The organism is Variovorax nivicola (assembly GCF_051216475.1).
Classification (GTDB): Bacteria; Pseudomonadota; Gammaproteobacteria; order Burkholderiales; family Burkholderiaceae_C; genus Variovorax.
Window position 1 is genome coordinate 98,839 of the sequence record NZ_JBPJZK010000008.1, and the last position, 25,666, is coordinate 124,504.

A 25,666-nucleotide genomic window follows, 5' to 3' on the forward strand; every position below is an offset into this window, starting at 1 on the left:
CTTCGCAAAGCCAACAACTCCCGGAGACAAGACCATGAAGAAACTGCTTCCCTCGCTGCTCGCCGCCGCAGCGCTCGCCACCTTCGCCATCGCTCCTGCGCACGCCCAGGGCGACAAGCCCAAGGACAAGGTCACGCTGATGCTCAACTGGTACCTGTACAGCGAGCACGCGCCCTTCTTCCTCGGCAAGGAAAAAGGCTTCTACGCCGAGGAAGGCATTGACCTCGACATCCAGGAAGGCCGCGGCTCCGCCGTCACCGCACAGGCGGTGGCCGCCAAGTCGGCCACCTTCGGCTACATCGACGTCACGACCATGATCAAGGCGGCCGCCAAGGGCGCGCCGCTGAAGTCGACCGGCGTGCTGTTCCAGGTGAGCCCGATGTCGGTCATGGGCTTCACCGAGAAGAACATCAAGACGCCGAAGGACATCATCGGCAAGACGGTGGCCGTCACGCCGGGCGACTCGATGTCGCAGATGTGGCCGCTGTTCCTCAAGGTCAACAACATCACGGCCGATCAGGTGAAGATCGTCTCGGGCGACGGCCAGACCAAGCTCAATGCCGTGACCAACGGTCAGGCCGACCTGTTGCTGGGCTACGTGATGGACCAGGCCATCAAGCTGCAGGACGCCACCGGCAAGCCCGTGACGCCGATCCGTTTCGCCGACTCCGGCGTGAACCAGATCAGCTCCGGGATCATCACCAACAAGAACCTGCTGACCGAAAACCCCGACCTGGTGAAGCGCTTCATGCGCGCCTCCACCAAGGCCGCCGAAGCCGCCGAGAAGAGCCCCGAAGCGGCAGTGGACGCGATGCTCAAGGCCAACCCCAAGGCCGGCGTGCGCGACACGCTGATCGTCGGCATGAAGCAGAGCGTGGCGCTCTATCACACGAAGGAAACGGCCAACCAACGTCCGTACCGCGTGGCAATGAAGAACGTGAGTGACTCGCTCGACCTGCTGGTGCAGTACGGCGGCATGGACGCATCGACGCGCGGCAAGCCCGAAGACTACGTGACCCTCGACTTCCTGCCCTGACCGATCGCTGCCTTCGAACTCGCGCGCCTTTCGCTGCCGCTACCTCTCACGCATTCAATGTCCCAAGTCAACCTGATCGAAGCGCGCGGCGTCTCGAAGATCTACCAAAGCAAGGACGGCCCGGTCGAGTCGCTGAAGCCACTCGATTTCGCCATCAAGGAAGGCGAGTTCGTCTCCGTCGTCGGCCCCTCGGGCTGCGGCAAGAGCACGCTGCTGAAGATGGTGGCAGGCCTGCTGCCCATCAGCGGCGGCAGCCTCACGCTGGCCGGCAAGCCGATCAAGGGTCCGCAGAAGGACGTGGGCATCGTGTTCCAGAGCGCGGTGCTGCTGCCGTGGCGCAGCGTGGAAGACAACATCCTGCTGCAGGCTGAGATGCGTCATCTGCCGAAGGCCGCCTCGAAGGACCGCGCGCGTCAGCTCATGGAAATGGCCGGCCTGAAGGGCTTCGAGGGCAAGTACCCCTGGCAGCTCTCGGGCGGGATGCAGCAACGCGCATCGATCTGCCGCGCGCTGCTGCACGACCCGTCGGTGCTGCTGATGGACGAGCCCTTCGGCGCACTCGACGCGATGACGCGCGAGAAGATGAACCTGGAGCTGCAGCGCATCTGGATGGCGTCGAAGAAGACGGTGATGCTCATCACCCACAGCATTCCGGAGGCCATCTTCCTGTCGGACCGCGTGATCGTGATGAGCGAGCGGCCCGGCTCCATCGCCGCGGTGTACGACATCGACCTGCCGCGCCCGCGCACGCTCGACATGATGGCCTCGCCCGAGTTCGGCGCGTACACGAAGCTGGTGCGCGCGCATTTCTTCTCGCAGGGCATCCTGGACCACTGAAAGCGCCAGCCATGGATGCCATCCGTTTTCACGTCGAGGAGATCCGCTTCGCCGAGCGCAACGTCAAGCTGCGGCTGCCGTTCCGCTTCGGCGCCGCCACTGTCACGGCCTGCCCGCAGGTCTACGTGAAGGCCCGCATCCGCTTTGCGGACGGCCGCACGGCCGAGGGCTGCGCCGCCGAGATGATGGTGCCCAAGTGGTTCGACAAGAACCCGGCCCTCACCAACGAACAGAACTTCGAGCAACTGCGCTTCGCCCTGCGCGATGCGCGCGAGGCCTACTCCGCCGAGCCTGACGCACAGACCGCCTGGACGCACTTCGCATCGAACTACGCCGCGCTGCAGGCGCGCGCCAAGGCCAACGGCCTGCAACCGCTGGTGGCCAGCTATGGCCCGGCGCTGATCGACCGTGCCCTGCTCGACGCGCTGTGCCTGCACAGCGGCGTGAGCTTCGCTACGGCGATGAGCGGCAACCTGAGCGGCATCGACATCGCAGGCAGCGGTCTGGCCGATGACCTTGCCGGCTTCGATATGCCCGGCTTCCTGGCGAGGCAGTCGCCGCGCACGCGCATCGCGGTGCGCCATACGGTCGGACTGGCCGATGCCATCGACGACAGCGACACGCTGCCCGACGCCCCCAACGACGGCCTGCCCACGACTCTTGCAGCCGCCGTGCGCCGCTACGGTCTCACACACTTCAAGCTCAAGCTGTGCGGCAACACCACGCAGGACATTGACCGGCTCCAGCACATCGCCCGCGTGATCGACGGCCACGCGCAGCTCGTGACGCTCGACGGCAACGAGCAATACGCCGATGCGGACGACTTCGGCGTCTTCCTTGACCGCATGCTGTCCACCCCCGTGCTGTGGAAGCTCGCGCAGAAGACGGTCTTCGTGGAACAGCCGATCCGCCGCGACGCAGCCCTGCAGCGCGACGTGTCCGCGCTGGGCAAGCGCATCCCGCTACTCATCGACGAATCCGACGCCACGCTCGACGCCTTCGTGCAGGCCCGTGCGCTCGGCTATACCGGCGTGTCGAGCAAGAGCTGCAAGGGCTTCTACAAGTCGGTCATCAATGCGGCGCGTTGCGCGCATTGGAATGCCTCCGAGGAAAAACCGCGCTACTTCCTCTCCGGCGAAGACCTCACCATGCAGGCCGGCCTCGGCGTGCAACAAGACCTGGCGCTGGTCTCGTGGCTCGGCCTCTCGCACGTGGAGCGCAACGGCCACCATTACGTCAACGGTCTTGCCGCGGCTCCCGAGGCTGAACAGCAAGCCCTGCTGCACGCTCATCCGGACCTTTACGAACCGAGCGACGGCGCCGTGCGCCTCGCCATCCGCGACGGGCAGCTCGACCTGTCCTCGCTCGCCACCGCGCCCGGCTTTGCCACCGGCAAACCCGGCGCCGGCATCTCGTGGGACGCCATGCGTTCCGTCTACTGAAGCCCCCCGCTTCGATCTGCAATCTCTCTCGCATCTCAAGGAAGAAAACGATGGCCACCCAACGTCTAGGAATCATCATGCACGGCGTCACCGGCCGCATGGGCATGAACCAGCATCTGATCCGCTCGATCTGCGCCATCCGCGCGCAAGGCGGCGTCACGCTGTCGAATGGCGACAAGGTCATGCCCGACCCGATCCTCATCGGCCGCAACGCCGAGAAGATGGAAGCGCTCGCCAAGGCTCACAACATCGCGCGCTGGGGCACCGACCTCGACAAGGCGCTGGAGAACAAGGACGACACCATCTTCTTCGACGCCGGCACCACGCAGATGCGCCCCACGCTGCTGGCCAAGGCCATCCGCGCCGGCAAGCACGTGTACTGCGAGAAGCCGATTGCCACCAATCTCAACGAAGCGGTCGAGATCGCCCGCCTGGCCGAGGGCTCTGGCCTGAAGCACGGCGCCGTGCAAGACAAGCTCTTCCTGCCCGGCCTGCGCAAGCTCGACATGCTGCGCCGCGCCGGTTTCTTCGGCCGCATGCTCAGCGTGCGCCTCGAATTCGGCTACTGGGTGTTCGAGGGTGACCTGCAGCCCATCCAGCGCCCGAGCTGGAACTACCGCAAGGAAGACGGCGGCGGCATGATCCTCGACATGATGTGCCACTGGCGCTATGTGCTGGACAACCTGTTCGGCGAGGTGAAGTCGGTGTCGTGCATCGGTGCCACGCACATTCCCAAGCGCTGGGACGAAGCTGGCAAGCCGTATGAAGCCACCGCCGACGACGCGGCCTACGCCACCTGCGAACTCACCGGCCACAACGGCGAACCCGTCATCGCGCAGATCAACATGAGCTGGGTCACGCGCGTGCGCCGCGACGATCTCGTGACCTTCCACGTCGACGGCACCGACGGCTCGGCCGTGGCGGGCTTGTCGAGCTGCCGCGCCCAGTCGCGCGTGGCCACGCCGCGCCCGGTGTGGAACCCCGACGAGAAGCAGATGATGAATTTCTTCGACCAGTGGCAGGAGATTCCGGACTCGCAGGTCTACGACAACGGCTTCAAGATCCAGTGGGAGCACTTCATCCGCCACGTGGTTGAGAACGAGCCGTACAAATGGACGCTGCCTGAAGGCGCCAAGGGTGTGCAGCTGGTCGAGGCCGCGCTCGAATCGTGGAAAGACCGCCGCTGGGTCGACGTGCCTGCGCTGAAGGTCTGAGGCAGACAGCATGGCTCTTTCGCTGACCCTTCCCACCGCGAGCGGCACGCTCGCGCCCTACGCCCTGTGCGGCACCGCGCCGGTGAAGCCCGATGCGGGCGTCAAGTTCAACCGCATCGCCTATTCGGCCGCACACGTCGTGGCCGATCCGCTGGCCGTCATCGACCCGTGGCTGCAATGCGCGGTCGACTGGGACACCACCATCGCCTACCGCCGCCACCTGTTCTCGCTGGGACTGGGCGTGGCCGAGGCCATGGACACCGCGCAGCGCGGCATGGGGCTGGACTGGCCGACCTCGCTGGAGCTGATCCGCCGCTCGCTCGACGCCGCGAAGGACGTACCCGGCGCGCTGGTCGCCTCGGGCTGCGGCACCGATCACCTGGACATCGACAGCGTGAAGAGCGTCGACGACGTGATCCGCGGCTACGAAGAACAGATGGCCGCCATCGAAGCACTCGGCGGCAAGCTGATCGTGATGGCAAGCCGCGCGCTGGCCCGCGTGGCGAAGAGCCCGGCCGACTACGAGCGCGTGTACGACCGCATCCTGAGCCAGGCGAAGCAGCCGGTGGTGTTGCATTGGCTGGGCGACATGTTCGACCCAGCGCTGGCGGGCTACTGGGGAACGAAGGATGTCGATGCGGCCATGGACACGGCGCTGGGCATCATCGCGGCGCATCCGGAGAAGGTCGACGGCATCAAGATCTCGCTGCTCGACAAGGACAAGGAAATTGCGATGCGGCGCCGCCTGCCGCCGGGTGTTCGCATGTACACGGGCGACGACTTCAACTACGCCGAGCTGATTGCCGGTGATGGCTTCGGCAGCGAGCCGACGCACGGCAAGAGCGATGCGCTGCTGGGCATCTTCGACGCCATCGCCCCCGCCGCGAGCGCCGCGCTTGGCGCGCTGGCGCAAGGCAACACCGAGAAATTCCACGCGATCCTCGGCCCCACGGTGCCGCTGTCGCGTCACATCTTCGCGGCGCCCACGCGCTTCTACAAGACCGGCGTGGTGTTCATGGCCTGGCTCAACGGCCACCAGAAGCATTTCACGATGGTGGGCGGGCAACAGAGCACTCGCTCGCTGCAGCACTTCGCCGAACTGTTCCGACTGGCTGATGCGGCCAACCTGCTTGAACAGCCGGAGCTGGCGGTTCAGCGCATGAAGACCCTTCTGGCCCTGCACGGCGTGGAAGGCTGAAGCAACTCATGCGCGACTTCTCGCAGAACCACGACTGGCTGTCGATCAACACCGCCACGGTGCGCAAGCAGTCGGGCGTCGAGGTGCCGCTCGACCGCATCATCGATCAGTGCGCCGAGCGCGGCATCCGCGCGATCAGTCCCTGGCGCGACCAAGTGGCGGCTATAGGCCTCGACAAGATCGCGAGGCAGTTGAAAGCGCACGGCATCGGCCTCTCGGGCTACTGCCGAGGCGGCTTCTTCCCCGCGCCCGATGCGGCAGGCCTGAAGGCCGCACTCGACGACAACCGCCGCGCCATCGACGAGGCAAAGACGCTCGATGCACCTTGCCTCGTGCTGGTGGTCGGCGCCCTGCCCGGCGCGCTCGAAGGCAAGGTCGCCTACAAGGACATCGGCCGCGCACGCAGCGAGGTGCGTGACGGCATCGCCGCATCGCTCGAATACGCCCGCGAAGTCGGCATGCCGCTCGCCATCGAACCCCTGCACCCGATGCAGGCGGCCGACCGCGCATGCATCAACACGCTGGAGCACGCACTCGACCTCTGCGATGAACTCGACGCAGGCAGAAGCGGCATGCTCGGCGTGGCCCTCGACATCTACCACGTGTGGTGGGACCCGAAGCTGCAACAGCAGATTGCCCGCGCCGGCCGCGAGCGCCTGCTGGCGTACCACGTCTGTGACTGGCTCACGCCCACACGCGATCTGCTGAGCGATCGCGGAATGATGGGTGATGGCGTGGTCGAACTAAAGAAGATCCGAGGCTGGGTTGAAGACGCGGGCTTCGCCGGGTTCAGCGAGGTGGAGATCTTCTCGAATCTCGACTGGTGGCAGCGGCCTGGCGCTGAGACGCTGGACGTCTGCATCGAGCGGCACAAGCAGGCGGTCTAGAGCTGCTCTGTGTTCGCGTTGTTTCGGGGCGCGTGCACAGGCCATCGGGTACTCCCCTCCGCGAATGTCCCCCGCCCTTCGGGCTCCTCCTTTATTTCGCTGCGGGGAGCACCCGACGGCCTGTGCACGGTGAGTGCGGCTGCCCGGCGCAGCTTGCCCTCGTTTCGCGGCTCACGATGAGCAACATTGCCCGTGGTTCCACGATGGTCTCCTATTGAGTTGGGGGACTCGCAGGATAGGCTTACGAGCAGTCAGGGCGCCAGCCGTTGCCAGCCATCAGCTTGAGGCGCCCACTCGCGCTGAGGGGCGCCTGCCAGGCGCCGTCGAGAACTGGCAGCTCAGGCCAAAATCCGAAATGTTCGGCGCCGCCTAATTTTGAGACCGAAGTATCGATTGCTTCAAAACTCTCGCTCTTCGGCGATGCGAGCCTGTTCAATGCGATTCGAAAGATAGTCGATCCACTCACCGATCCACTCACGTACAGCAGGCGAGGCCGCCTCGATCCAGATACGAGCGCTGTCGCGTCGTTTGGCGTAGTAAGCTGAATCTGGGCCCCAGCGTGTGCCACTCTCGAAATACCCCATCAGGCTGCGCGCTTCCTTGCTCCGCGCACCAAAGAAATCGATGAAGCCCCGCGCCAGTTCGCCGCCCGCGCCGGGCTCCAGGGATCTGGGAATCGCCTCCATGATTAGTTCGGAGCGTGAAGGTTTTTCGGAAAGCCAGCAGAGAATCTGTTCAGGATCAAAGGCATCAATCGGAAGAAGTGGACGAGTCGCCCCTTTAGGTGAATTTTCCCTACGATAGTTTTCGCCGAGCCAATGGGCAATCGTCCAACTTGCCTCGCTGGTCTCTAGCGCTTGGCCTACCAGTGGCCAACAATCCTTGGGGCGCGCCTCGCTAATCTCGGCGACCGTCTCGAAGACGCCACCGTAAGAGTGAGTGCTGTACGAGTTGCAGTGAACTGTAAGAATCCCTGCCAATAACTCAAGATCGCGCTCGGGATGGCGCGTCCTGAACGCTGTAGCCAAGGTCTTCCAGTAGTAGGACGTCATATGGTCGTCGTGCCGCTCGAAGACCTTGGGATTCATCAGCAGTGACCACAGAAGTTCAGCTGAGCAATCTGTCTGCTTGCGTGCAAAGCGTGACGAGACGATTTGCACTGCTGCCCGTGCTGCTTCGGGGTCGCCACTCTTCTCAAGGCGAGAGCAGATCGATTGAACCTGGTCAGAGGTAAGGTCGGTCTCACCGAAATTCCAGCCGATGTTCTGGAAATAGAATGCATGGACTGAGCCAGTAGCAAACAGGTCCAGCAACCTCTCAGTAACTTTCGGCGACAGACCGCTGAATACAACGGCGCGGATTTTCCATGTAGCCGGTTTCTCGTCTGCGAGCAATCGCAATGCGTGAACTTCCCACCGCACACGGTCAGAGCCCTTGATCTCCTCTAGGTAACCGCTCAGGAAGAAGTTGCCAACGTCGTCTTGCAGGATTTCCGCGCAGGTGAAGATCTCATCGTCGAGGTTGACTACCTCAGAGGACATCTGCGCAACGAATCGCCCAAATGAACTGGCGCGTGGACCTGGAGAGCGCATGACCGTCTCTAAGCTCTCGCGCCTAATTGCCGGTGAGCCGACGAACTCCCTGGCGAGTGCCTCTACGCGCTTGGTGGGCACATCCGACTCAATGTACTCGCCTGACGAACTAACGCTGTAGTTCTCCTCGTGGATATCGTATGTGACAAAGCGATCAAAGCGGCTTGAGAACGAACCCGTCTCGGTCGCATCCAGGATAGCGCTTAACGCCTCGGTGACATTCGGCGGAGTGCCACTGTAAGGACGTTTGACCCGGTTGATGAGCATTCTGGTCAGCACCTCGCGGTTGCCACCGGGGAAGTTCAGATGCTCACGCAGAACAGATATTGCCCAGTCTGAAGCCTCCTTGGATCGAAGGAGGTCATCAGCACCTTCAATGATGACTTCGGAAAGGGCCGCTTGCCATTCCGGGTCCTTTGGCTTGGAGGAGGCAAGCAACCCGCGTAAAGCCATCTTTCTTGGATCGAAAAGGTCACTCCACAACTTCGGCTCCCAAAATTCGATCTCGGGAGCAAGCCCTTGGTATTCAACACCGATGATGCGTGTTCTCGATTTATCGGTCAGGAAGGCTTTGAGAAGTTCCAGCCCGAGACGGCGGTTGAAGTCATCCGCATCGTTGACTAACTCCTGCGCGAAGGCAAGGCGGTCAAGAGGATTGGCCTGGGTGGCGCCACCTCTTAAGACGAACAAGCCAATAAGTGTTCCTTTTGCATTGTTGGAATAGGTAGTTGATTCGCCAAAGCACAGATGTGCAAGCAACCTGACTGCTGGAGCGAAATGTTGCGACCAGACCGCGATCTTTTCCAGCGCATGAATAAGATTCTGTCTGCCGTCACCAAAGCGCCTGACCTCCGCCCGCGACGCGGCGCCGACTGTCCGCTGCAGTACCGCCAGAGTAGCGGCTGGATCGGCTTCCGCCATGACTGTGAGAAACCTAGAGCCACTATTGGTAGCGACGAATTCCATCGAGGTAAATGGCCCATCCTTAGCACTCAGTACTTCTTTGATGGCCGCTTGAGCAGACGGAACCCCATTTGAATAAATCATCATGTCCAGAAACCACTTGCGCAGGGTCTCTGGCATCTCGTCCATGAGGGCTGCCAGGTCGACTCTGGAACCATGGATTTGCCACCATTGCTTCCAGAGGTGGACATGTAAGGCTCTCGGGACCAACCGCAGGGTATGACTGCCTTGCAGGATGCGGCGTTCTGCAAGCTTATCGACTGCGAGATCAAACGCGCTCTTGGTGATGGCCGGATCGATACGTCCAGCCAGCTGTGCGATGTAGTCTGCTTCGGCAGCAACAGGCCTCCTGGCGCCGAACTTGCGAAAGAGGGCAATGTGCCTCACGATCGTCATAAGTCGATCGGCGGCCTCCCCCCTCGCCTTGCTGTAGCCCAGGACAAACCGTTCCCAGATCGGAACCACTGCAGGGGACTTTAGGATGTCACCCGGATTTCGCTTCAGGTTGTCGCCGACGGCATGAGCCACGCGAGCAGAACCTTCACACCAGGAGACCCAGTTGCGTGCATGGACAGACTTTCCGATGTACTGACGAAGAATCGCTTCGATCTGCGCATCTTCAAGCGGCGGGAATTTCAACACCTCCATGAGCGAATCAGCTGAAGTCTCAGGACCGTGGTCGATCGTGACCAGTTTGATGCGCGTTCTGCCCTTCAAGGCTCTGAATATCGAAGCGCGCTCATCGTCATCACATTCGTCAACGACCAAAACAGCGGAATACTCGCGGTCCTCCTTTAGCAACTCGAAGAACAACCTGCTCGTTTGAAACAGTTCTGCGGATGGGACATAGATGGCTTTAGCAGCCAATGTACGCAGTTTCTGGATGGCTTCTAGAACTAGCCGCGTCTTTCCGATGCCTGGCTCGCCGACAACGCGTGCATGCTGGACGTCAGGACCTGTGAGTAAGGTCTGCAGTCTAGTAATGAATTGCTCTTGCATCTCGCCAAGTGACAATTTGGGCGTCATGTCGCCGTTCATGGCCCAAGACGATACGGTCTGAAACCGAAGGTCGCCCATCGCGCCGAGGTCAAGACATAGAGATGGATATCGCTCCAGCATGTTTGCCACTTGTCGCGAACCCCAAACCTGGACACGCGGGTTCTTGTACCCGCATTTTTTGAACGACTCCGAGATCAACTCCACGGCGAGGGAGTGATTCTCCGCAAGCAGGTCGTGACCCAACGCGAGCATCACATAGGTCCCGCCATTGTTCATGCAGCGCCGTACTGCGGGACCAAGCCCTGATCGTGAAGGTCTCGCTCTGGCATCTCCGAAGAGCTCCTTCGTGATGGCGGCGGGCTGCCATGGCTTGAAGGAAGTGCCTGTCTTGATCTGATAGTGAAATGAGTGACCGCCCTTGCCGCCAACCAGTTCTGCTTTGGCATCAATGCCGCCGTCCGCAGAATTGACATCGCCCGAAACAACGATGTTGACTAGGCCTAGCCGCGCCGCTTCGCACCAAAGAAGACGTCCAAATACTTCCGTTGCCTCCTGGATTTTCAATTTGCCGAGGCGCTCGATGTCTGGCGTGAAAATGCTTGTTTCCATCCACTCCTCCTTAATTGTCGACGAATCGTCGAAGCAGCATAAACATGACCGCGTTTCGTCGAGCAATGCTATCTCTGGGTCTGAGTAAAAAGGAGTGAACTACCCGAGATTTCGCGGAGACTGCTTGGCCTAAGTCAGCTCGCCACCACTGTGACCTGATTGGCGAGTTGCCGGTAGTCGTTTGCCTCGGCCTCTGTAGGTCGGATATAGCCGGTGGGTTCGAACAGGCGCTGGTGGTTGAGCCCCAACACATATTCGAGCGTGGTGAACTCGAGAGCTTCTTTAGATTTCCTAGCGCCCAGCGGTGAATCAACTCGGCCTTGTACAAGCCGTTGATGGTCTCAGCCAAGGCGTTGTCATAGCTTTCGCTCTTGCTGCCCACGGACGGCTCGATGCCAACCTCAGTCGGCCGCTCGGTGTAGCGGATGCCGACGTACTGGGCGCTCCTGAACCGAATTCGCTCCATCACGGAGACGGACGCTCCAAAGCCCCGTCCCGGGCGAGCCGCGAAATCCGCAGCCCGCGGACCGGCCGCTAGCCGCCGGCCTCAGGCGCCCCACGTCGTGCCTTCTCGCTCATCTGAAACAGTTCTCCGGCCTTGCGAGCAAGCTCAGCAGCGAGCCAAAGCAGGTTGTCCAGCCGTCGAGGCCCATCACCGCTGCACCAGTCGATGTCTTCCCCGTGGCAGACCCACAGTAGAGCCTCGAGCTGAGAGAGGGTGTTTTCGAGAAGATCCGCCGGGTCTTGGGCGTTGTCTTCGGAAGCTACCGGCGTGCGAGGCCGGGCTATAGTCTTGGTAGCCATTTTTGTGCGGTTCCTTCCAAGGTGGTGCACGAACTTGGTTAGACGGTCGGGGTGCTGATAACACCTCGGCCGTCGCCTTTTGATACCTCGCATCTGCATCGCTGCTTTCGCACCGACGACCTGCCGCGAGGCAAGCAGCCTTCAAACATCTGAGTGACTCGGGTGTGTTGCGCCTTTCTTCTCCCCTTGGTGGGGTGTTGAGTGACAGGGGCATTCACTCTAGAGAAGAACCCGGCAAAGTAGCCGCTGCTACAGCACGAAGTCGCGGAGACTGCCAACAAATACAGCTTCCGCAGCGGCGCTGAACGCTCACGCCGATGGGGTGCCTTACGCAGCGAAATAAAGGGGGAGCCCGAAGGGCGGAGGACATTCGCGGAGCAAGGTACCCCGTCGGCGTGAGCGCGCCCTGAACGACAACAGAGCCCAACGCACAACGCAGCAAAGCGAAAGTCCGCCGCCTGTGCTGCAATCCGCAGATGCCTGCCCCGACCCTCGACGACCTGCGCCGCTACGCGGTGGCGCGCACCCTTTTCAAGCCCACGACGCTGCCCGCCGCGATCCGGCACCTGGGCTTCGTACAGGCCGACCCGATCCGCGCCCCCGCTCGCGCGCAAGACCTCACGCTGCGCCACCGCGTGAAGGACTACCGCGCGGGCGATCTCGAAAGCCGCTACACCCGCCTCGCCGTCGAGGAAGACTGCCTCGTCAACTACGGCTTCCTGCCGCGCGAACACCTGACGCTGATGCACCCGCGCGAAGCCAAGCGCGCGTGGGATGCCGACACGCGGCGCAAGGCGGCCGATGTGCTCGCCTACGTGCAGGAACACGGCCCGGTGCATCCACGACAGGTCGAGCAGCACTTCGCGCACGGCCGCATCAAGAACTACTGGGGTGGCTCGAGCAACGCGACCACGCATCTGCTCGACGAGATGCATTACCGCGGCATGCTGCGCGTGGTGCGGCGCGACAGCGGCACGCGCGTCTATGAAGCCGTGACGCACCAGCCCGCCGACGACAGCCCCGCCGGCCGCGCGCAACGCGCCGCCGCGCTGATCGAGCTGGTGGTGCGCAAATATGCGCCACTGCCGGCCGCGAGCCTCACCTACCTCGTGCGCCTGCTCGGTTATGGCGCGCCGCATCTCTCCGCGCAGACGCAAGCCGCCTTGCGCATCGCCCGCGAAGAACTGCTCGCGAGCTGCCGCATCGACGGCACGACCTGGTATTGGCCCGCCGACGAGAACCCGGCCTCGCGCCGACACGCACCCGACGACGCGGTGCGCCTGCTCGCGCCCTTCGACCCCGTCGTGTGGGACCGCCGCCGCTTCGAACTGCTCTGGGACTGGACGTACAAGTTCGAGGCCTACACCCCCGCGCCCAAGCGCCAGTTCGGCTACTACGCGCTGCCGATGCTGTGGCACGACCGCGTGATCGGCTGGGCCAACGTCAGTGCGCCCGAGGGCCGACTGCAACCAGCCTTCGGCTATGCCGACAAGAAGCCGCGCGACGCGACTTTCCGCGAGGCGCTCGACGATGAACTGCAGCGCATGACGCAGTTTCTCGCGGGGCGCTGATGTCTTTCTTCCTATAATTCCGCCGCTCAGCCAGCCGCCCGCCACGGGCGCGCCAGCCGTCTTCGAAGGAACGAAGACCGCAGCCGCAACGGCTGCCCCCGACGACGCAAGAAAAATCCACAACACCCACCGGCCGCCAGCCTGAATTGAGCGAGCCGCCGGTTGCGCTCGTCCGGATTGAACCGAATCCGAGAAGCCATGGCACGCCCCCGCCGCGTGCCGCAGCCACTCCCCTTACTGCAGGACCAGGAGAAGCTGCACATGACATTGAAGAAGCATCACCGCCCGACGTGGCGCCTTTCGCACACCCGCCGCGCCACGCTCGCGGCCACCGCCGTGGCGCTGAGCGCCGCCGTACCAGCGGCCTATGCCGAAGAAAAGGACGAAGCCGGCGAGCCCCGCAGGGCGCTGCCCACCGTCACCGTATCGGGCGATGCGGGCGAGACCGCGACCGGCCCCGTGACAGGCTTCGTCGCCAGGCGCGGCGGCTCCGCCACCAAGACCGACACACCGCTGATCGAAACGCCGCAGGCCATCTCGGTCGTCACCCGCGACCAGATGGAAGCGCAAGGCGCGCTCACGCTGCGCGAAACCACCAACTACACGGCCGGCGTGGTGTCGAGCTACTTCGACAGCCGCGTCGACTCGTTCAAGGTGCGCGGCGGCGATGCCGTGCAATACCTCGACGGCCTGCAGCGCACCTACGGCACCTACAACTCGACCAAGCCGGACCCGTACATGCTCGAGCGCGTCGAGCTGCTGCGCGGTCCGTCGTCGGTGCTCTATGGCCAGGGCGGCGTCGGCGGCGTGCTCAACCTCGTCTCGAAACGGCCGCAAGCGGAAACGCAGCGCGAGGTGCAATTGCAACTGGGCAACAACTCGCGCAAGCAGGTCGCGGCCGACTTCACCGGGCCTATCGATGCCGAGGGCAAGTGGCTCTACCGCCTTGTGGCCGTGAACCGCGACAGCGGCACACAGGTCGACCACGTGCCCGACGACCGCATCTTGCTCGCGCCCTCGCTCACCTGGCGCCCGAACGCAGACACCTCGCTCACGCTGCAGGCGCTCTACCAGAAGGACAAGAGCGGTTCGCTGATCGGCTTCTTCCCATGGCAGGGCACGCGGCTGCCTTCGCTCTACGGGCCGATTCCCACGTCGACCTTCACCGGCGAACCGGGCTTCGACCGCTACGACACGCGCAACACCTCGCTCGGCTACCTGTTCAGCCACCGCTTCAACGACACGTGGACGTTCCGGCAGAACCTGCGCTCGACAGAGAGCAAGGTGCACTACAACACCTCGTACACCAGCTTCACCGCCAACCGGCTCACGGGCCGCCCGGCGCGGCCGGTGTTCAACGCCGACCAGCGCACCATCGAGCGCGACCTGAGCAGCGAAATCAACGGCGGCAAGATGCTGCTGGTCGACAACCAGGCCGAGGCGCACTTCAAGACTGGCGAGGTCGAGCACACGCTGCTCGTCGGCGCCGACTTCCAGCGCAACACGACTTCCAAGCTCTCGGGCCGCGGCCGGGCCGGCGCGCTCGACGTGTACGCACCGGTGTACGGCAACTACACGCCGCCCGCCTTCCTCACGCGCCAGCCCGAGGTAGTGCAGAAGCAGGCCGGCATCTACGTGCAAGACCAGGTCAAGTATGGCCGCTGGATCGGCCTGCTGGGCCTGCGCCACGACAAGGCCACCACCGACACCGAAGGCCGCCCCGCCGCGGCCGCCGACGACAAGGCCACCACCAAGCGCGCCGGTCTGGTCTACCTGGCCGATGGCGGCTGGGCACCGTACCTGAGCTATGCCGAGTCGTTCCTGCCACTGGGCGGGGTCGACGTGAACAACACGCCCTTCAAGCCGCAGCGCGGCAAGCAGTGGGAGGCCGGCGTGAAGTGGGAGCCCGAAGGCCAGCGCACCTCGTTCATGGCCGCCGTGTACGACTTGCGCGACACCAACCGCAAGACCACCGACCCGACCAACCCGCTCAACAGCGTGCAGCTGGGCGAGGTGCACGTGAAGGGCCTGGAGCTCGAATACAAGGGCAGCATCGGGCGCGACTGGGACTGGATCGCCTCCTACGCCTACACTGACGCGCGCGTGTCGCGCAGCAACGGCAGCGACCTCGGCAAGCGCATCTCGGGCGTGCCGAAGCACACGGCATCGGCCTGGGTGACGCGGCGCTTCGCGATCGGCGGTGTGTCTGGTTTCTCGGTGGGCGGCGGCGTTCGCTACCTCGGTCCGTCGTGGGACGGCATGGACGCGAACCGCGTGCCCTCAGTCACGCTGCTGGACGCGATGCTCGCCTGGGACAACGGCCCGCTGCGCCTGTCGCTCAACGTGGGCAACCTGACCGACAAGGTGCAGATCACCACCTGCCTGGCGCGCGGCGACTGCTTCTACGGCCAGCGCCGTACAGTGACTGCGGCCGCCACGTATCGCTTCTGAAGAAAATCCTTGCTCGGGCGAAGGTCTGCCGCGCGGGCGACAGGCTCGTGCGGTGGCTGACTCCTAGAATCGCGCCGTTGTCCGGTTCGCCGGGCGGCAAGCGTTCTCAGGGCGGGGTGCAATTCCCCACCGGCGGTAATGGCGGCTGAAAGGCTGCACAAGCCCGCGAGCGCCTGGAGCTTGCAACAAGCTCCAGGGTCAGCAGATTTCGGTGCGATTCCGAAGCCGACGGTCACAGTCCGGATGAAAGAGAGCGCGAAATGCGGGCCCGCCCGCGCGCATTGCTTTGCCGTGCGCGCAGGTTGCCCTGCGGTTTCGTGCGCCCTGATTCAGGAAACCTGCTTTCAAGAGGCACACCATGAGTCAGATCAACGACCTTCCCCTCTCTGCCGTTACCGCGTCGGGTTCGCCGCGCGGCACGCGCATCGCATTCGTCGAAGCGCAGTGGCATTCCGACATCGTCCACCAGGCGCGCGACGCCTTTCTCGAAGAAATGGACCGGCTCGGCGTGGCACGCGATCTCATCGACATCTTCGACGTGCCGGGCGCCTTCGAGATTCCGCTGCACGCCAAGCGGCTCGCCAACTCGGGCAAGTACGCGGCCATCATCGGCTGCGCGCTGGTGGTCGACGGCGGCATCTACCGCCACGAGTTCGTCGCGAACACGGTGGTCAGCACGCTGATGTCGCTACAGCTGGAAACCGATGTGCCGATCTTCTCGGCCGTGCTCACGCCGCATCATTTCCACGAGCACGTGGAGCACCGCAAGTACTTCCACCGCCACTTCGCGGTCAAGGGCACGGAAGTGGCCGAGGCCTGCTTCAAGACGCTCGAAGGGCTGAAGAAGGTCGACGCGCTGCTGGCTGCTGCGTGACAACAGGCGCGAGCCTGCAGTAATCTGGGCGGATGAGTTCTTCATCATCCGCCCGCGAAGACCGCTACACCCTCTACGGCGCGCCCGGTTCGGGCGCCACGCCGATACACGCCGCACTGACGCTGATCGGCGCGCAGGTCGATACCGTCGATGTCGCCACTTGGGAAAGCGAGGCCGAGCGCGAGCGCGTGTCGGGCGTCAACCCGATGCGCCAGGTGCCCGCGCTGGTGCTGCCTTCGGGCGAGGTGATGACCGAGAGCGCGGCCATCCTGATCTGGCTCGGCGACCGCTATCCGCAAGCCGGGCTCTGCCCCGCGCTGGATGACCCCTTGCGCTCACGCTACCTGCGCTGGATGGTCTACCTGCCGGCGGCCATCTACTCGCTGTTCTGGGTACGCGACGACCCGCAGCGCCTCGTGCCCGACCCCACCGCACAGGCCACGATGCTCGAACGCTCTGCCGAGCGCATCGCGCACTGCTGGCACCTGATGGACACGCAGATCGACGAGCCCGCGCCCTACCTTCTCGGTGAGAAGCTGAGCATGCTCGACCTGTACGTGACCGTGATGTCGCGCTGGACGCCGGGCCGCAGGCGCTTCTACCGCGTGGCGCCGCGCATGGCCCGGGTAGTGCGCCGCGTGGACGCCGACCCTCGGCTGGCGGAACTCTGGGCGGCGCGTTTTCCCTTCACGATGGACCCGAGCGCTCCGGGAGGCTGAGTCCTGTTTTCTATCATCGACACCATGACCGCACGCACACCGACCACCGTCTACCCGATGACCATCTACCACAAGCCCAACTGCAGCACCTCGCGCAACGTGCTGACGTTGATCCGCGAAAGCGGCGTGGAGCCCGAGATCGTCCTGTACCTGGAGACGCCGCCGCCGAAGAAGAAGCTGCGCGAGCTCGCGAAGGCGATGGGTATGGGCGCGCGCGAACTGTTGCGCACCAAGGAAGCGCCATACGAAGAGCTGAAGCTGGCCGACCCGAAGTGGACCGACGACCAGCTGTTCGACGCCATCGTCGAGCACCCCATCTTGCTGCAGCGGCCCATCGTGGTGTCGCCGCGCGGCACGCTGATGTGCCGGCCGTGGGAGCGGGTACGCGAGATCCTTCCAGCCTGAAGCGTCAGCTCGTGGCCTGCTGCGCCAGGCCCCACGCGACGTGTTCGCGCACGAGTTCGCTTGGGTGTTCGGCGCGTGTCGCCAGCGCCTCCTGCGCACCGCCCTCGCCCACCCTCGCCGCATTGCCCAGCGCCACGGCGATGTTGCGCAGCCAGCGCTCGTGCCCGATGCGGCGGATCGGGCTGCCTTCGGTGCGGCGCAGAAAGTCTTCTTCCGTCCACGCAAAAAGCTCGGCCAGCGTGCGCCCCGTGAGCCCTTCGCGCGCATCGAAGTCGGGCAGCTCGCTCTTCTTCGCGAACTTGTTCCAGGGACAGATCAACTGGCAGTCGTCGCAGCCGTAGATGCGGTTGCCCATCAGCGGGCGCAGTTCCAGCGGAATGGGGCCGCCGTGCTCGATGGTCAGGTAGGAGATGCAGCGCCGTGCATCCAGCCGCTGCGGCGCGATGATGGCCTTCGTCGGGCAGATGTCGATGCAGGCACTGCAGCTGCCGCAGTGTGCCGTGACGGGCTCGCTCGGCGGCAGTTCCATGTCGACGTAGATCTCGCCCAGGAAGAACATCGAGCCCGCGTCGCGGTCGAGCACCAGCGTGTGCTTGCCGCGCCAGCCCTGTCCGCTGCGCGAGGCCAATTCGGCTTCGAGCACGGGGGCCGAGTCGGTGAAGGCTCGGTGGCCGAAGGGGCCGACCTCTTCGGCGATGCGCTCAGCCAGCTTCGCGAGCCGGTTGCGCAGCACCTTGTGATAGTCGCGGCCCCGCGCATAGACCGACACGATGGCCTCGCCAGGCCGCGTGAGCCGGTCGAACTCGATGGCCTGCCATTCGGGTTCGGTGCTGCGCGGCAGGTAGTCCATGCGCGCGGTAATCACGCTCACCGTGCCCGGCACCAGCTCGGCCGGACGGGCGCGGCGCGTGCCGTGTGTTGCCATGTATTGCATTTCGCCATGGAACCCATGGGCCAGCCATTGCATCAGACCGGCCTCGGCGCTCGATAAATCGACGCCCGCGATTCCGATTTGGGAGAATCCGAGTTCCCGGGCCAAAGCCTGAATACGAACAACGAGTGGATGGCTGACGATCACTTGCCGATTGTAGAAACGACCCAGAACGCCCGCAGCCTGCGCTGGCGCAGCGAGGACGACACCAACGCTTTCGCGCTGGCCCTGGCGTCCTCGCCCGCATTGCGCGATGCCTTCATTGCGCTGCATGGCGACCTCGGGGCCGGCAAGACCACCTTCGTACGCCACCTGCTGCGCGCGCTCGGCATCGCGGGGCGCATCAAGAGCCCCACCTACACAGTGGTCGAGCCCCACGAGGCGCCCGACGGCCTGCAGATCTTCCATTTCGACTTCTACCGCTTCGCCGATCCGCGCGAATGGGACGACGCCGGTTTCCGCGACATCTTCGCGGGACCGGGCCTCAAGCTGGCCGAATGGCCGGAGAACGCCGCGGGCCGCACACCGGTTGCCGACCTCGCTATTAAAATAGAAGCAATGACTGACGACACACGCAGCGTGACCCTCCTCGCGAACACCCCTCGCGGCAGCGATCTGCTGGCGCGCATCGCCGCATGAAGGCGACCGGCCTGAAACGGCGCGTGCTGCTGCAGGGCGGCAGCATTGCGCTGATGCTCGGCGTGCACCAGATCGCCCGCGGCGCCACCATCCTCGCCGTGCGCGTGTGGCCCGCCGCCGACTACACGCGCGTGACCATCGAGTCCGATGCACGGCTCAACTCGCAGCAGCTCGTGGTAGGCAGCCCGCCGCGGCTTGCCGTCGACATCGAGGGCATCGACCTTAGCCCCGAGCTGCGCGAGCTGGTCGGCAAGATCAAGCCGGGCGACCCGTTCATCAATGGCCTGCGCGTCGGGCAGAACGCGCCGAAGGTGGTGCGCATCGTGTTCGACCTGAAGCAGGCCGTCGTGCCGCAGGTGTTCTCGCTCGCGCCCGTGGCCGCGTACAAGCACCGGCTGGTGCTCGACCTGTACCCCGAGCAGGCGATCGACCCGATGGAAGCGCTGATTGCCGAGCGTCTGCGCGATGCGCCTCGCGCGGGCAGCGGCAGCAACACGAACAACGCTCCGGCAGTGGCCGGCGTCGTGCCCTCGGCCCCGGCCGCGCCGGCGGCCGACCCGCTGGGTGAGTTGATGGCGCAACAGTCGATGCGCCCCGGCCCGCAGACGCCGCCACCCGTGCTAATCGCGCCACCACCGCCCGTGGTGGGCACTGCGCCCGTCAGGCCCGTGACGCCCCCTCCCCCTGTGGCCGCCACACGCGGCAGCAGCAGCACCGCCGCCACGGCCAGCCGCACCGACCGCATCATCATCGTGGCGCTCGACCCTGGCCACGGCGGCGAAGACCCCGGCGCCATCGGACCCAACGGCACGCGCGAGAAAGACATCGTGCTGCAAGTGGCGCACCGGCTGCGCGAACGCATCAACGCGAGCAGCGTGAACGGCAGCCCGATGCGCGCCTTTCTCACGCGCGACGCCGACTTCTTCGTGCCGCTGGGTGTGCGCGTGCAGAAGGCGCGGCGCGTACAGGCCGACCTGTTCGTGAGCATCCATGCCGATGCCTTCACCACGCCCGCCGCGCGCGGCGCCAGCGTGTTCGCGCTGAGCCAGAGCGGCGCGTCGAGCAGCGCGGCACGCTGGATGGCCAACAAGGAAAACGATGCCGACAAGGTCGGCGGCGTGAACGTCGGTGGCCACGAGGCGCAGGTGCAGCGCGCCCTGCTCGACATGAGCACCACCGCACAGATCAACGACAGCCTGAAGCTCGGCGGCGCGATGCTCGGCGAGATCAAGAACATCGGCGCGCGGCTGCACAAGGGCCAGGTCGAACAGGCTGGCTTCGCAGTGCTGAAGGCGCCGGACATCCCGAGCGTGCTGGTGGAGACCGCCTTCATCAGCAATCCGGAAGAAGAAGCCAACCTGCGCCGCGTCGACTACCAGGAGAACCTGGCCGATGCGCTGATGCGCGGCATCCAGCGCTACTTTGCGCAGAACCCACCGTTGGCGCGCAGCCGGCAACTCTGATCGGCCGCGCGGCTTTGTAAAGCCAAAGCGTGCACTGCTGTCCCACGCCGTGCGGCCCACGAGTCCGCACAGGCAGGCGCGGCAGGCTCCTACACAGGAGCCGTTGGCCTTCTGGACATGATGACTCATCACTCCTCGAAAGGTGGACATCATGAACACACGTCTCTGGATCGCTGCATTCGCAGCCACTTCGGTCATGACGATTGCAGGCTGCGCGAGCGGCCCTAACCAGAACCTCGGGACTGGTGTGGGCGCTGTGGGCGGCGCGCTGGTGGGCCATGCCATCGGCGGCAACACCGGAAGCACGCTGGGTGGCGCGGCCATCGGCGGCATCATCGGCAACCAGGTCGGCCGCAATGCCGACGAACGCAACTACTACAACCAGCAGCGCTATCCGCAAGGCAGCGGCTACTACCCGAGCAACGGGCCGAACTACTGAGATACGTACTGAGATACGGCCTGAACGAAAAAGCGCGCCAGTGGCGCGCTTTTTTGTTGGTCGATCAATGAGGCGAAGCGGCCGTCAGGCCTGCGCCGCGCGTGCCTTCTCGGCCTTCGAGGCGCGCCACGCGCCGAAGATCGCCAGCAGCCCCGGCACGAAGATCAGCGCCCAGATGATCTTGTCGAGATGCTGGCGCACGAACGGCAGATTGCCGAAGAAGTAACCCGCTGTTGCAATGCCCAGCACCCAGATCAGCGCGCCGACCACGTTGAACATGGTGAACTTCGCGCGACTCATCTCGGCCACGCCGGCCACGAAGGGCGCGAAGGTGCGAATGAACGGCATGAAGCGCGCAAGGATGATCGTGATGCCGCCGTAGCGCTCGTAGAAGCCGTGGGCCTGGTCGAAGGCCTTGCGATTGAAGAAGCGCGAGTTCTCCCACTGGAACACCTTCGGCCCGAAGTAGCGGCCGATCGAATAGTTGCACTGGTCGCCCAGAATGGCCGCCGCAATCAGAATGCCGCAGGCCAGCGGATAACTCATGAGCCCTGCGCCGCACAGCGCACCAACGATGAAGAGCAGCGAGTCCCCGGGCAGGAACGGCATCACCACCGCACCGGTCTCGACGAAGACGATGAGGAACAGCAAGGCATAGACCCAGGAGCCATAGGCAATGACAAAGGCCTCGAGATGTTTGTCGACGTGAAGGACGAAGTCGACGAGAAAGCTGATGATTTCCATGGCCGCGGATTATCCTTGTTGAAACCGAACGCCCTGTGAATCACCCCATGCTGCACATACGCGCTGCCACCGACGCAGACTGGCCGGCCATCTGGTCCGTCCTCGAACCCACCTTCCGCCGTGGCGACACCTATACCTTCGCGACCGACGTCACCGAAGCCGAGGCCCGCCATGCGTGGATGAACCTGCCCGCCGCCACTTTCGTGGCCTGCGACGCGCAGGGCGCGGTGCTCGGCACCTACGTCATCAAGGCCAACCAGCCCGGACACGGCTCGCACGTGAGCAACTGCGGCTACGTGGTGTCCGAGTCCGCGCGCGGCCTGGGCGTGGCATCGGCGCTGTGCGAACACTCGCAGCAGGAGGCCGTGCGCATGGGCTTTCGCGCGATGCAGTTCAACTTCGTGGTGTCCACCAACGAAGGCGCGGTGCGCCTCTGGCGCAAGCTGGGCTTCGCCATCGTCGGCACGCTGCCCGGCGCCTTCAGGCATCCGCAGCATGGCTTCGTGGATGCCTTCGTCATGTTCAAGCAACTGCAGCAGCCATAAGACTTACTTACCCCCACCCCGGAGAAACACACGATGACAGGCCAGTACATCCAGATGAAAGCCGCCGACGACAGCGGCACCTTCCGCGGCTACCTCGCCCTGCCCGAAGCCGGTACCGGCCCGGGCCTGGTGATCGCGCAGGAAATCTTCGGCATCAACCACACGATGCGCGAGGTGGCCGACTACTACGCCGAAGAAGGCTACGTGGCGCTCGTGCCCGACCTGTTCTGGCGCCAGGAACCGAACGTGGAGCTCGGCTACAGCGAAGCCGACTGGCAGCGCGCCTTCGCGCTCTATGGCGGCTTCGACGAGGCCAAGGGCATGGAAGACATGCAGACCGCCATCGACGCGCTGCGTGGCCGCGCCGAGGTGCCCTCGAAGAAAGTCGGCGTGCTCGGCTTCTGCCTCGGCGGCAAGCTGGCTTACCTGGCAGCCTGCCGCACCGATGCGGACGTTGCCGTCGGCTACTACGGCGTGGGCATCGACGCCGCACTCGGTGAGGCCGACAAGATCAAGCGCCCGCTCACGCTGCACGTTGCCGAGCTCGACAAGTTCTGCCCACCCGAGGCGCGCGACCGCATCGTCGCCACGCTCAAGGGCCGACCAGGCATCTCGCTGTATGTGTACCCCGGCATGGACCACGCCTTCGCGCGCGCCGGCGGAGAGCACTTCCACAAGCCCTCGGCCCTGATGGCGCACGAGCGCAGCATCGCCACGCTGAAGGACGCCATCGGCCCGCACTACGACCTCTCGGCGCTGTGGGACAAGCACTGCGAATACGAGTTCGGCACCCGCAACGTCGACGACACCATGTCGACCATGGTGGCCGAGCCGTACGTCAACCACATCCCGACCATGACCGGCGGCGTGGGCTACAAGGCGCTGCACGCTTTCTATACGAACCACTTCGTCAACAGCAATCCGCCCGACACCACGCTCACCTCGATCTCGCGCACCGTGGGCGCCACGCAGGTGGTCGACGAACTGCTCTTCAGCTTCACCCACACCACCGAGATCCCGTGGATGCTCCCTGGCGTCGCGCCGACGGGCAAGCGCGTCGAAGTGCCGCTGCTCGCGGTCATCAAGTTCCGCGGCAACAAGCTCTATCACGAGCACATCTACTGGGACCAGGCCAGCGTGCTGGTGCAGGTGGGTCTGCTCGATGCGAAGCTGCTGCCGGTGGCGGGAATCGAAACGGCGCGCAAGCTGCTGGACGAGACACTGCCGTCGAACACCCTGATGCCGCGCTGAAAACGACACGGCTTTTAGAATGCCCCGGTGAGCGCCCTCCCCACTTCCATCCCCCCCACCGAACGCCGCCCGATCCGCGAACTCCCCGACGAACTGATCAGCCAGATCGCCGCCGGTGAAGTCGTCGAGCGCCCCGCATCGGTGGTGCGCGAACTGCTGGACAACGCGCTCGACGCGGGCGCCAGCCAGATCACGGTGCGGCTGGCCTCGGGTGGCGTGCGGCTGATCTCGGTGGAAGACGATGGCCTGGGCATTCCGCGCGAAGAACTCACGGTGGCCCTGCGCCGTCACGCAACCAGCAAGATCGCCAGTCTCAACGACCTGGAGACGGTCGGCACGATGGGCTTTCGCGGCGAGGCGCTGGCCGCCATCAATGCGATTGCCGAGCTCAGCATTCTTTCGCGCTTCACCGGCTCCGACACCGCCTTCGCGCTTGATGGGCGCACCGGCGAGCTGCGGCCGGTGGCCCGCTCCACCGGCACCACGGTCGAGGTGCGCGAGCTGTTCTTTGCGACGCCCGCGCGCCGCAAGTTCCTGAAGACCGACGCCACCGAACTGGCCCATTGCATCGAGGCGGTGCGCCGCCATGCGCTGGCACGGCCCGAGGTGGGCTTTTCGGTCTGGCACGACGGCAAGCTGGTCGAGCAGTGGCGCGCTGCCACCACGCGCGAGCAGCGGCTGGCCGACGCGCTGAGCGACGAGTTCGTGGCGCAGAGCGTGGCCGTCTATCGCGAAGGCGGCCCGGTGCGCGTGGTGGGCCGCGCCGGCATTCCGGATGCGGCGCGCTCGCGCGGCGACCAGCAGTTCTTCTACGTCAATGGCCGCTTCGTGCGCGACAAGGTGCTGTCGCACGCGGTGCGCAGCGCGTACGAAGACGTGCTGCACGGCCAGCGCCAGCCGATCTACGCGCTGTACCTGGAGATCGATCCGGCGCGGGTCGACGTGAACGTGCACCCGACCAAGATCGAAGTGCGCTTTCGCGATGGGCGCGAGGTTCACCAGGCGGTGCGCCATGCCATCGAGGACGCGCTGGCGGCTCCGCGTGCCGGCGATGCAGTCGCGCCAGCGGGCGCACCGCAGCCATTTTTCAAGCAGACCCCGCTGCCATCGAACGCCAGCTGGGCTCAGCCAGCCATCAATTTCACATCGCAGGAGCGCGGCACCGGCGATTTCGAGGCGATGTGGCCCCGGCGCAGCGAGCAGCCAGCTCAGCATGCGGCGGAATCGACCGCCTCGTCTCTCTGGCCCCAGGCCAGTGCGGCGCCGGCAACGTTCCAGGCCCCCGCCGGGCTGCCCACGGCAGCGAACGCCGACGCTGCCCTCGCCACCAACGAACAAGCCTGGCCGCTGGGCCGCGCGCTGGCCCAGCTGCAGGGCATCTACATCCTGGCCGAGAACAGCCAGGGCCTCGTGATCGTCGACATGCACGCGGCGCACGAGCGCATCGTCTATGAGCGGCTCAAGACGCAGCTCGACGGTGCGTCTATCAGCAGCCAGCCGCTGTTGATTCCAGCCACCTTCGCGGCCACGCCGCAGGAAGTGGCCACTGCCGAAGCCTGCGCCGAAGTGCTGCCAACGCTGGGCCTGGAAATCACCCCCTTCTCGGCACGCACGCTTGCGGTGCGCGCCGTACCCGGAACGCTGGCCGACGGCGATCCGGTGGAGCTGGCGCGCAGCGTGCTGGCCGAGTTGAGCCAGCACGACGCAAGCACGGTGGTGCAGCGCGCTCAGAACGAATTGCTGTCCACCATGGCCTGCCACGGGGCGGTGCGGGCCAACCGCAAGCTCACCATCGACGAGATGAACGCACTGTTACGCCAGATGGAAGCAACAGAACGTTCGGACCAGTGCAACCACGGCCGACCGACCTGGCGCCAGCTGTCGGTTCGCGAGCTGGATTCGCTGTTCATGCGCGGCCGATAGGGCAAATCGGCGCTTTAAGCCTTTTTTCTAGGGTTTTCCGCAGTCATCGGGATTGCGGGCACGCACGTTGCATAGGCTCGGTAAAGCGCCAGTGAGCGTTGTTTCGGGGGGTTACCAAGGTGCAGTGTCG

At 64.7% G+C, this 25,666-nt stretch carries 21 protein-coding genes, 1 pseudogene and 1 riboswitch; of the genes and pseudogenes, 17 read left to right on the forward strand and 5 right to left on the reverse strand.

Going from position 1 to position 25,666, the window contains the following annotated elements; all coding sequences use genetic code 11:
* Positions 1-34 precede the first annotated feature (34 nt).
* The 6 genes from ACSFBF_RS27340 to ACSFBF_RS27365 are packed head-to-tail and all read left to right on the forward strand — an operon-like array spanning position 35 to position 6,614.
* The gene (locus ACSFBF_RS27340; protein ID WP_435472451.1) at positions 35-1,036 is read left to right on the forward strand and encodes an ABC transporter substrate-binding protein; all 1,002 of its coding nucleotides are present in this window, start codon (positions 35-37) and stop codon (positions 1,034-1,036) included.
* Positions 1,037-1,093: 57 nt separating this feature from the next.
* The gene (locus ACSFBF_RS27345; RefSeq protein WP_435460638.1) at positions 1,094-1,873 is read left to right on the forward strand and encodes an ABC transporter ATP-binding protein; all 780 of its coding nucleotides are present in this window, start codon (positions 1,094-1,096) and stop codon (positions 1,871-1,873) included.
* Positions 1,874-1,884: 11 nt separating this feature from the next.
* The gene (locus ACSFBF_RS27350; protein ID WP_435472453.1) at positions 1,885-3,315 is read left to right on the forward strand and encodes an enolase C-terminal domain-like protein; all 1,431 of its coding nucleotides are present in this window, start codon (positions 1,885-1,887) and stop codon (positions 3,313-3,315) included.
* 50 nt (positions 3,316-3,365) lie between these two features.
* Complete coding sequence (locus ACSFBF_RS27355; protein WP_206174280.1) at positions 3,366-4,529, forward strand: Gfo/Idh/MocA family protein; 1,164 nt, start codon at positions 3,366-3,368, stop codon at positions 4,527-4,529.
* A 10-nt stretch (positions 4,530-4,539) separates the two neighbouring features.
* Positions 4,540-5,727 (forward strand): dihydrodipicolinate synthase family protein, encoded by a 1,188-nt coding sequence (locus ACSFBF_RS27360; protein WP_435472456.1) that lies wholly within the window; start codon positions 4,540-4,542, stop codon positions 5,725-5,727.
* Between the two features lie 8 nt (positions 5,728-5,735).
* Entirely contained in the window at positions 5,736-6,614 is an 879-nt protein-coding gene (locus ACSFBF_RS27365) for a sugar phosphate isomerase/epimerase family protein (RefSeq protein ID WP_435472458.1), read from the forward strand.
* A gap of 398 nt (positions 6,615-7,012) precedes the next feature.
* Here ACSFBF_RS27365 and ACSFBF_RS27370 read toward each other — a convergent pair whose 3' ends face one another.
* From ACSFBF_RS27370 to ACSFBF_RS27380, 3 genes and pseudogenes are all read right to left on the reverse strand, one after another.
* Positions 7,013-10,777, reverse strand: a complete 3,765-nt coding sequence (locus tag ACSFBF_RS27370) for a hypothetical protein (protein WP_435472460.1) — start codon at positions 10,775-10,777, stop codon at positions 7,013-7,015.
* 134 nt (positions 10,778-10,911) lie between these two features.
* A pseudogene (locus tag ACSFBF_RS27375) lies at positions 10,912-11,225 on the reverse strand (IS3 family transposase); the annotation flags it as partial.
* Positions 11,226-11,311: 86 nt separating this feature from the next.
* Positions 11,312-11,581: a hypothetical protein gene (locus ACSFBF_RS27380; protein WP_435472462.1), complete on the reverse strand. Its 270-nt coding sequence runs from the start codon at positions 11,579-11,581 to the stop codon at positions 11,312-11,314.
* 476 nt (positions 11,582-12,057) lie between these two features.
* On the opposite strand from ACSFBF_RS27380, the gene ACSFBF_RS27385 reads away from it, so the two are divergent.
* The 5 genes from ACSFBF_RS27385 (at position 12,058) to arsC (ending at position 17,601) form a co-directional block, all read left to right on the forward strand.
* Positions 12,058-13,152 carry a DNA glycosylase AlkZ-like family protein gene (locus tag ACSFBF_RS27385; protein WP_435472464.1) on the forward strand — a complete coding sequence of 365 codons (1,095 nt, stop codon included), beginning with the start codon at positions 12,058-12,060 and terminating at the stop codon, positions 13,150-13,152.
* A gap of 261 nt (positions 13,153-13,413) precedes the next feature.
* A complete protein-coding gene (locus ACSFBF_RS27390; RefSeq protein WP_435472812.1) occupies positions 13,414-15,603 on the forward strand; it encodes a TonB-dependent siderophore receptor in 2,190 nt (729 codons plus the stop codon).
* A 98-nt stretch (positions 15,604-15,701) separates the two neighbouring features.
* Positions 15,702-15,862, forward strand: a riboswitch (FMN riboswitch).
* Between the two features lie 99 nt (positions 15,863-15,961).
* A complete protein-coding gene (locus tag ACSFBF_RS27395) occupies positions 15,962-16,477 on the forward strand; it encodes a 6,7-dimethyl-8-ribityllumazine synthase (protein ID WP_435472466.1) in 516 nt (171 codons plus the stop codon).
* A gap of 32 nt (positions 16,478-16,509) precedes the next feature.
* A complete protein-coding gene (locus ACSFBF_RS27400) occupies positions 16,510-17,196 on the forward strand; it encodes a glutathione S-transferase family protein (RefSeq protein WP_435472468.1) in 687 nt (228 codons plus the stop codon).
* 24 nt (positions 17,197-17,220) lie between these two features.
* Positions 17,221-17,601 (forward strand): arsenate reductase (glutaredoxin), encoded by a 381-nt coding sequence (gene arsC / locus ACSFBF_RS27405; protein ID WP_435472470.1) that lies wholly within the window; start codon positions 17,221-17,223, stop codon positions 17,599-17,601.
* 4 nt (positions 17,602-17,605) lie between these two features.
* On the opposite strand, the gene queG is transcribed toward arsC, so the two are convergent.
* Entirely contained in the window at positions 17,606-18,679 is a 1,074-nt protein-coding gene (gene queG / locus ACSFBF_RS27410; RefSeq protein WP_435472472.1) for a tRNA epoxyqueuosine(34) reductase QueG, read from the reverse strand.
* Here queG and tsaE point away from each other — a divergent pair.
* The 3 genes from tsaE to ACSFBF_RS27425 all read left to right on the forward strand — a co-directional run bounded on the left by tsaE (position 18,665) and on the right by ACSFBF_RS27425 (position 21,073).
* Positions 18,665-19,171 carry a tRNA (adenosine(37)-N6)-threonylcarbamoyltransferase complex ATPase subunit type 1 TsaE gene (gene tsaE / locus ACSFBF_RS27415; RefSeq protein WP_435472474.1) on the forward strand — a complete coding sequence of 169 codons (507 nt, stop codon included), beginning with the start codon at positions 18,665-18,667 and terminating at the stop codon, positions 19,169-19,171. The genes queG and tsaE overlap by 15 nt on opposite strands.
* Positions 19,168-20,634 carry an N-acetylmuramoyl-L-alanine amidase gene (locus ACSFBF_RS27420; protein WP_435472476.1) on the forward strand — a complete coding sequence of 489 codons (1,467 nt, stop codon included), beginning with the start codon at positions 19,168-19,170 and terminating at the stop codon, positions 20,632-20,634. The genes tsaE and ACSFBF_RS27420 overlap by 4 nt, the downstream gene beginning before the upstream one ends.
* 151 nt (positions 20,635-20,785) lie before the next feature.
* A complete protein-coding gene (locus ACSFBF_RS27425) occupies positions 20,786-21,073 on the forward strand; it encodes a glycine zipper domain-containing protein (protein WP_435472478.1) in 288 nt (95 codons plus the stop codon).
* A gap of 84 nt (positions 21,074-21,157) precedes the next feature.
* On the opposite strand, the gene ACSFBF_RS27430 is transcribed toward ACSFBF_RS27425, so the two are convergent.
* Positions 21,158-21,817 carry a DedA family protein gene (locus tag ACSFBF_RS27430; protein WP_435472480.1) on the reverse strand — a complete coding sequence of 220 codons (660 nt, stop codon included), beginning with the start codon at positions 21,815-21,817 and terminating at the stop codon, positions 21,158-21,160.
* Between the two features lie 47 nt (positions 21,818-21,864).
* Between ACSFBF_RS27430 and ACSFBF_RS27435 the strand changes: the two genes are divergently transcribed.
* From ACSFBF_RS27435 to mutL, 3 genes are read left to right on the forward strand one after another with little or no spacing between them, the layout of a single operon-like run.
* Positions 21,865-22,362 (forward strand): GNAT family N-acetyltransferase, encoded by a 498-nt coding sequence (locus tag ACSFBF_RS27435; RefSeq protein WP_435472482.1) that lies wholly within the window; start codon positions 21,865-21,867, stop codon positions 22,360-22,362.
* A 33-nt stretch (positions 22,363-22,395) separates the two neighbouring features.
* On the forward strand, positions 22,396-23,613 hold the full coding sequence (locus ACSFBF_RS27440) for a dienelactone hydrolase family protein (RefSeq protein WP_435472484.1): 1,218 nt from the start codon (positions 22,396-22,398) through the stop codon (positions 23,611-23,613).
* A 27-nt stretch (positions 23,614-23,640) separates the two neighbouring features.
* Positions 23,641-25,536, forward strand: coding sequence for a DNA mismatch repair endonuclease MutL (mutL, locus tag ACSFBF_RS27445; RefSeq protein WP_435472486.1), 1,896 nt, complete (start codon positions 23,641-23,643; stop codon positions 25,534-25,536).
* Positions 25,537-25,666: the final 130 nt, after the last annotated feature.

Excerpts from the sequence above, each read along its gene's own strand:
- ACSFBF_RS27340 (WP_435472451.1), top strand. The coding sequence starts at position 35 with ATGAAGAAACTGCTTCCCTCGCTGCTCGCCGCCGCAGCGCTCGCCACC.
- ACSFBF_RS27345 (WP_435460638.1), top strand. The coding sequence starts at position 1,094 with ATGTCCCAAGTCAACCTGATCGAAGCGCGCGGCGTCTCGAAGATCTAC.
- ACSFBF_RS27350 (WP_435472453.1), top strand. The coding sequence starts at position 1,885 with ATGGATGCCATCCGTTTTCACGTCGAGGAGATCCGCTTCGCCGAGCGC.
- ACSFBF_RS27355 (WP_206174280.1), top strand. The coding sequence starts at position 3,366 with ATGGCCACCCAACGTCTAGGAATCATCATGCACGGCGTCACCGGCCGC.
- ACSFBF_RS27360 (WP_435472456.1), top strand. The coding sequence starts at position 4,540 with ATGGCTCTTTCGCTGACCCTTCCCACCGCGAGCGGCACGCTCGCGCCC.
- ACSFBF_RS27365 (WP_435472458.1), top strand. The coding sequence starts at position 5,736 with ATGCGCGACTTCTCGCAGAACCACGACTGGCTGTCGATCAACACCGCC.
- ACSFBF_RS27370 (WP_435472460.1), bottom strand. The coding sequence starts at position 10,777 with ATGGAAACAAGCATTTTCACGCCAGACATCGAGCGCCTCGGCAAATTG.
- ACSFBF_RS27380 (WP_435472462.1), bottom strand. The coding sequence starts at position 11,581 with ATGGCTACCAAGACTATAGCCCGGCCTCGCACGCCGGTAGCTTCCGAA.
- ACSFBF_RS27385 (WP_435472464.1), top strand. The coding sequence starts at position 12,058 with ATGCCTGCCCCGACCCTCGACGACCTGCGCCGCTACGCGGTGGCGCGC.
- ACSFBF_RS27390 (WP_435472812.1), top strand. The coding sequence starts at position 13,414 with ATGACATTGAAGAAGCATCACCGCCCGACGTGGCGCCTTTCGCACACC.
- ACSFBF_RS27395 (WP_435472466.1), top strand. The coding sequence starts at position 15,962 with ATGAGTCAGATCAACGACCTTCCCCTCTCTGCCGTTACCGCGTCGGGT.
- ACSFBF_RS27400 (WP_435472468.1), top strand. The coding sequence starts at position 16,510 with ATGAGTTCTTCATCATCCGCCCGCGAAGACCGCTACACCCTCTACGGC.
- arsC (WP_435472470.1), top strand. The coding sequence starts at position 17,221 with ATGACCGCACGCACACCGACCACCGTCTACCCGATGACCATCTACCAC.
- tsaE (WP_435472474.1), top strand. The coding sequence starts at position 18,665 with ATGGCTGACGATCACTTGCCGATTGTAGAAACGACCCAGAACGCCCGC.
- ACSFBF_RS27420 (WP_435472476.1), top strand. The coding sequence starts at position 19,168 with ATGAAGGCGACCGGCCTGAAACGGCGCGTGCTGCTGCAGGGCGGCAGC.
- ACSFBF_RS27425 (WP_435472478.1), top strand. The coding sequence starts at position 20,786 with ATGAACACACGTCTCTGGATCGCTGCATTCGCAGCCACTTCGGTCATG.
- ACSFBF_RS27430 (WP_435472480.1), bottom strand. The coding sequence starts at position 21,817 with ATGGAAATCATCAGCTTTCTCGTCGACTTCGTCCTTCACGTCGACAAA.
- ACSFBF_RS27435 (WP_435472482.1), top strand. The coding sequence starts at position 21,865 with ATGCTGCACATACGCGCTGCCACCGACGCAGACTGGCCGGCCATCTGG.
- ACSFBF_RS27440 (WP_435472484.1), top strand. The coding sequence starts at position 22,396 with ATGACAGGCCAGTACATCCAGATGAAAGCCGCCGACGACAGCGGCACC.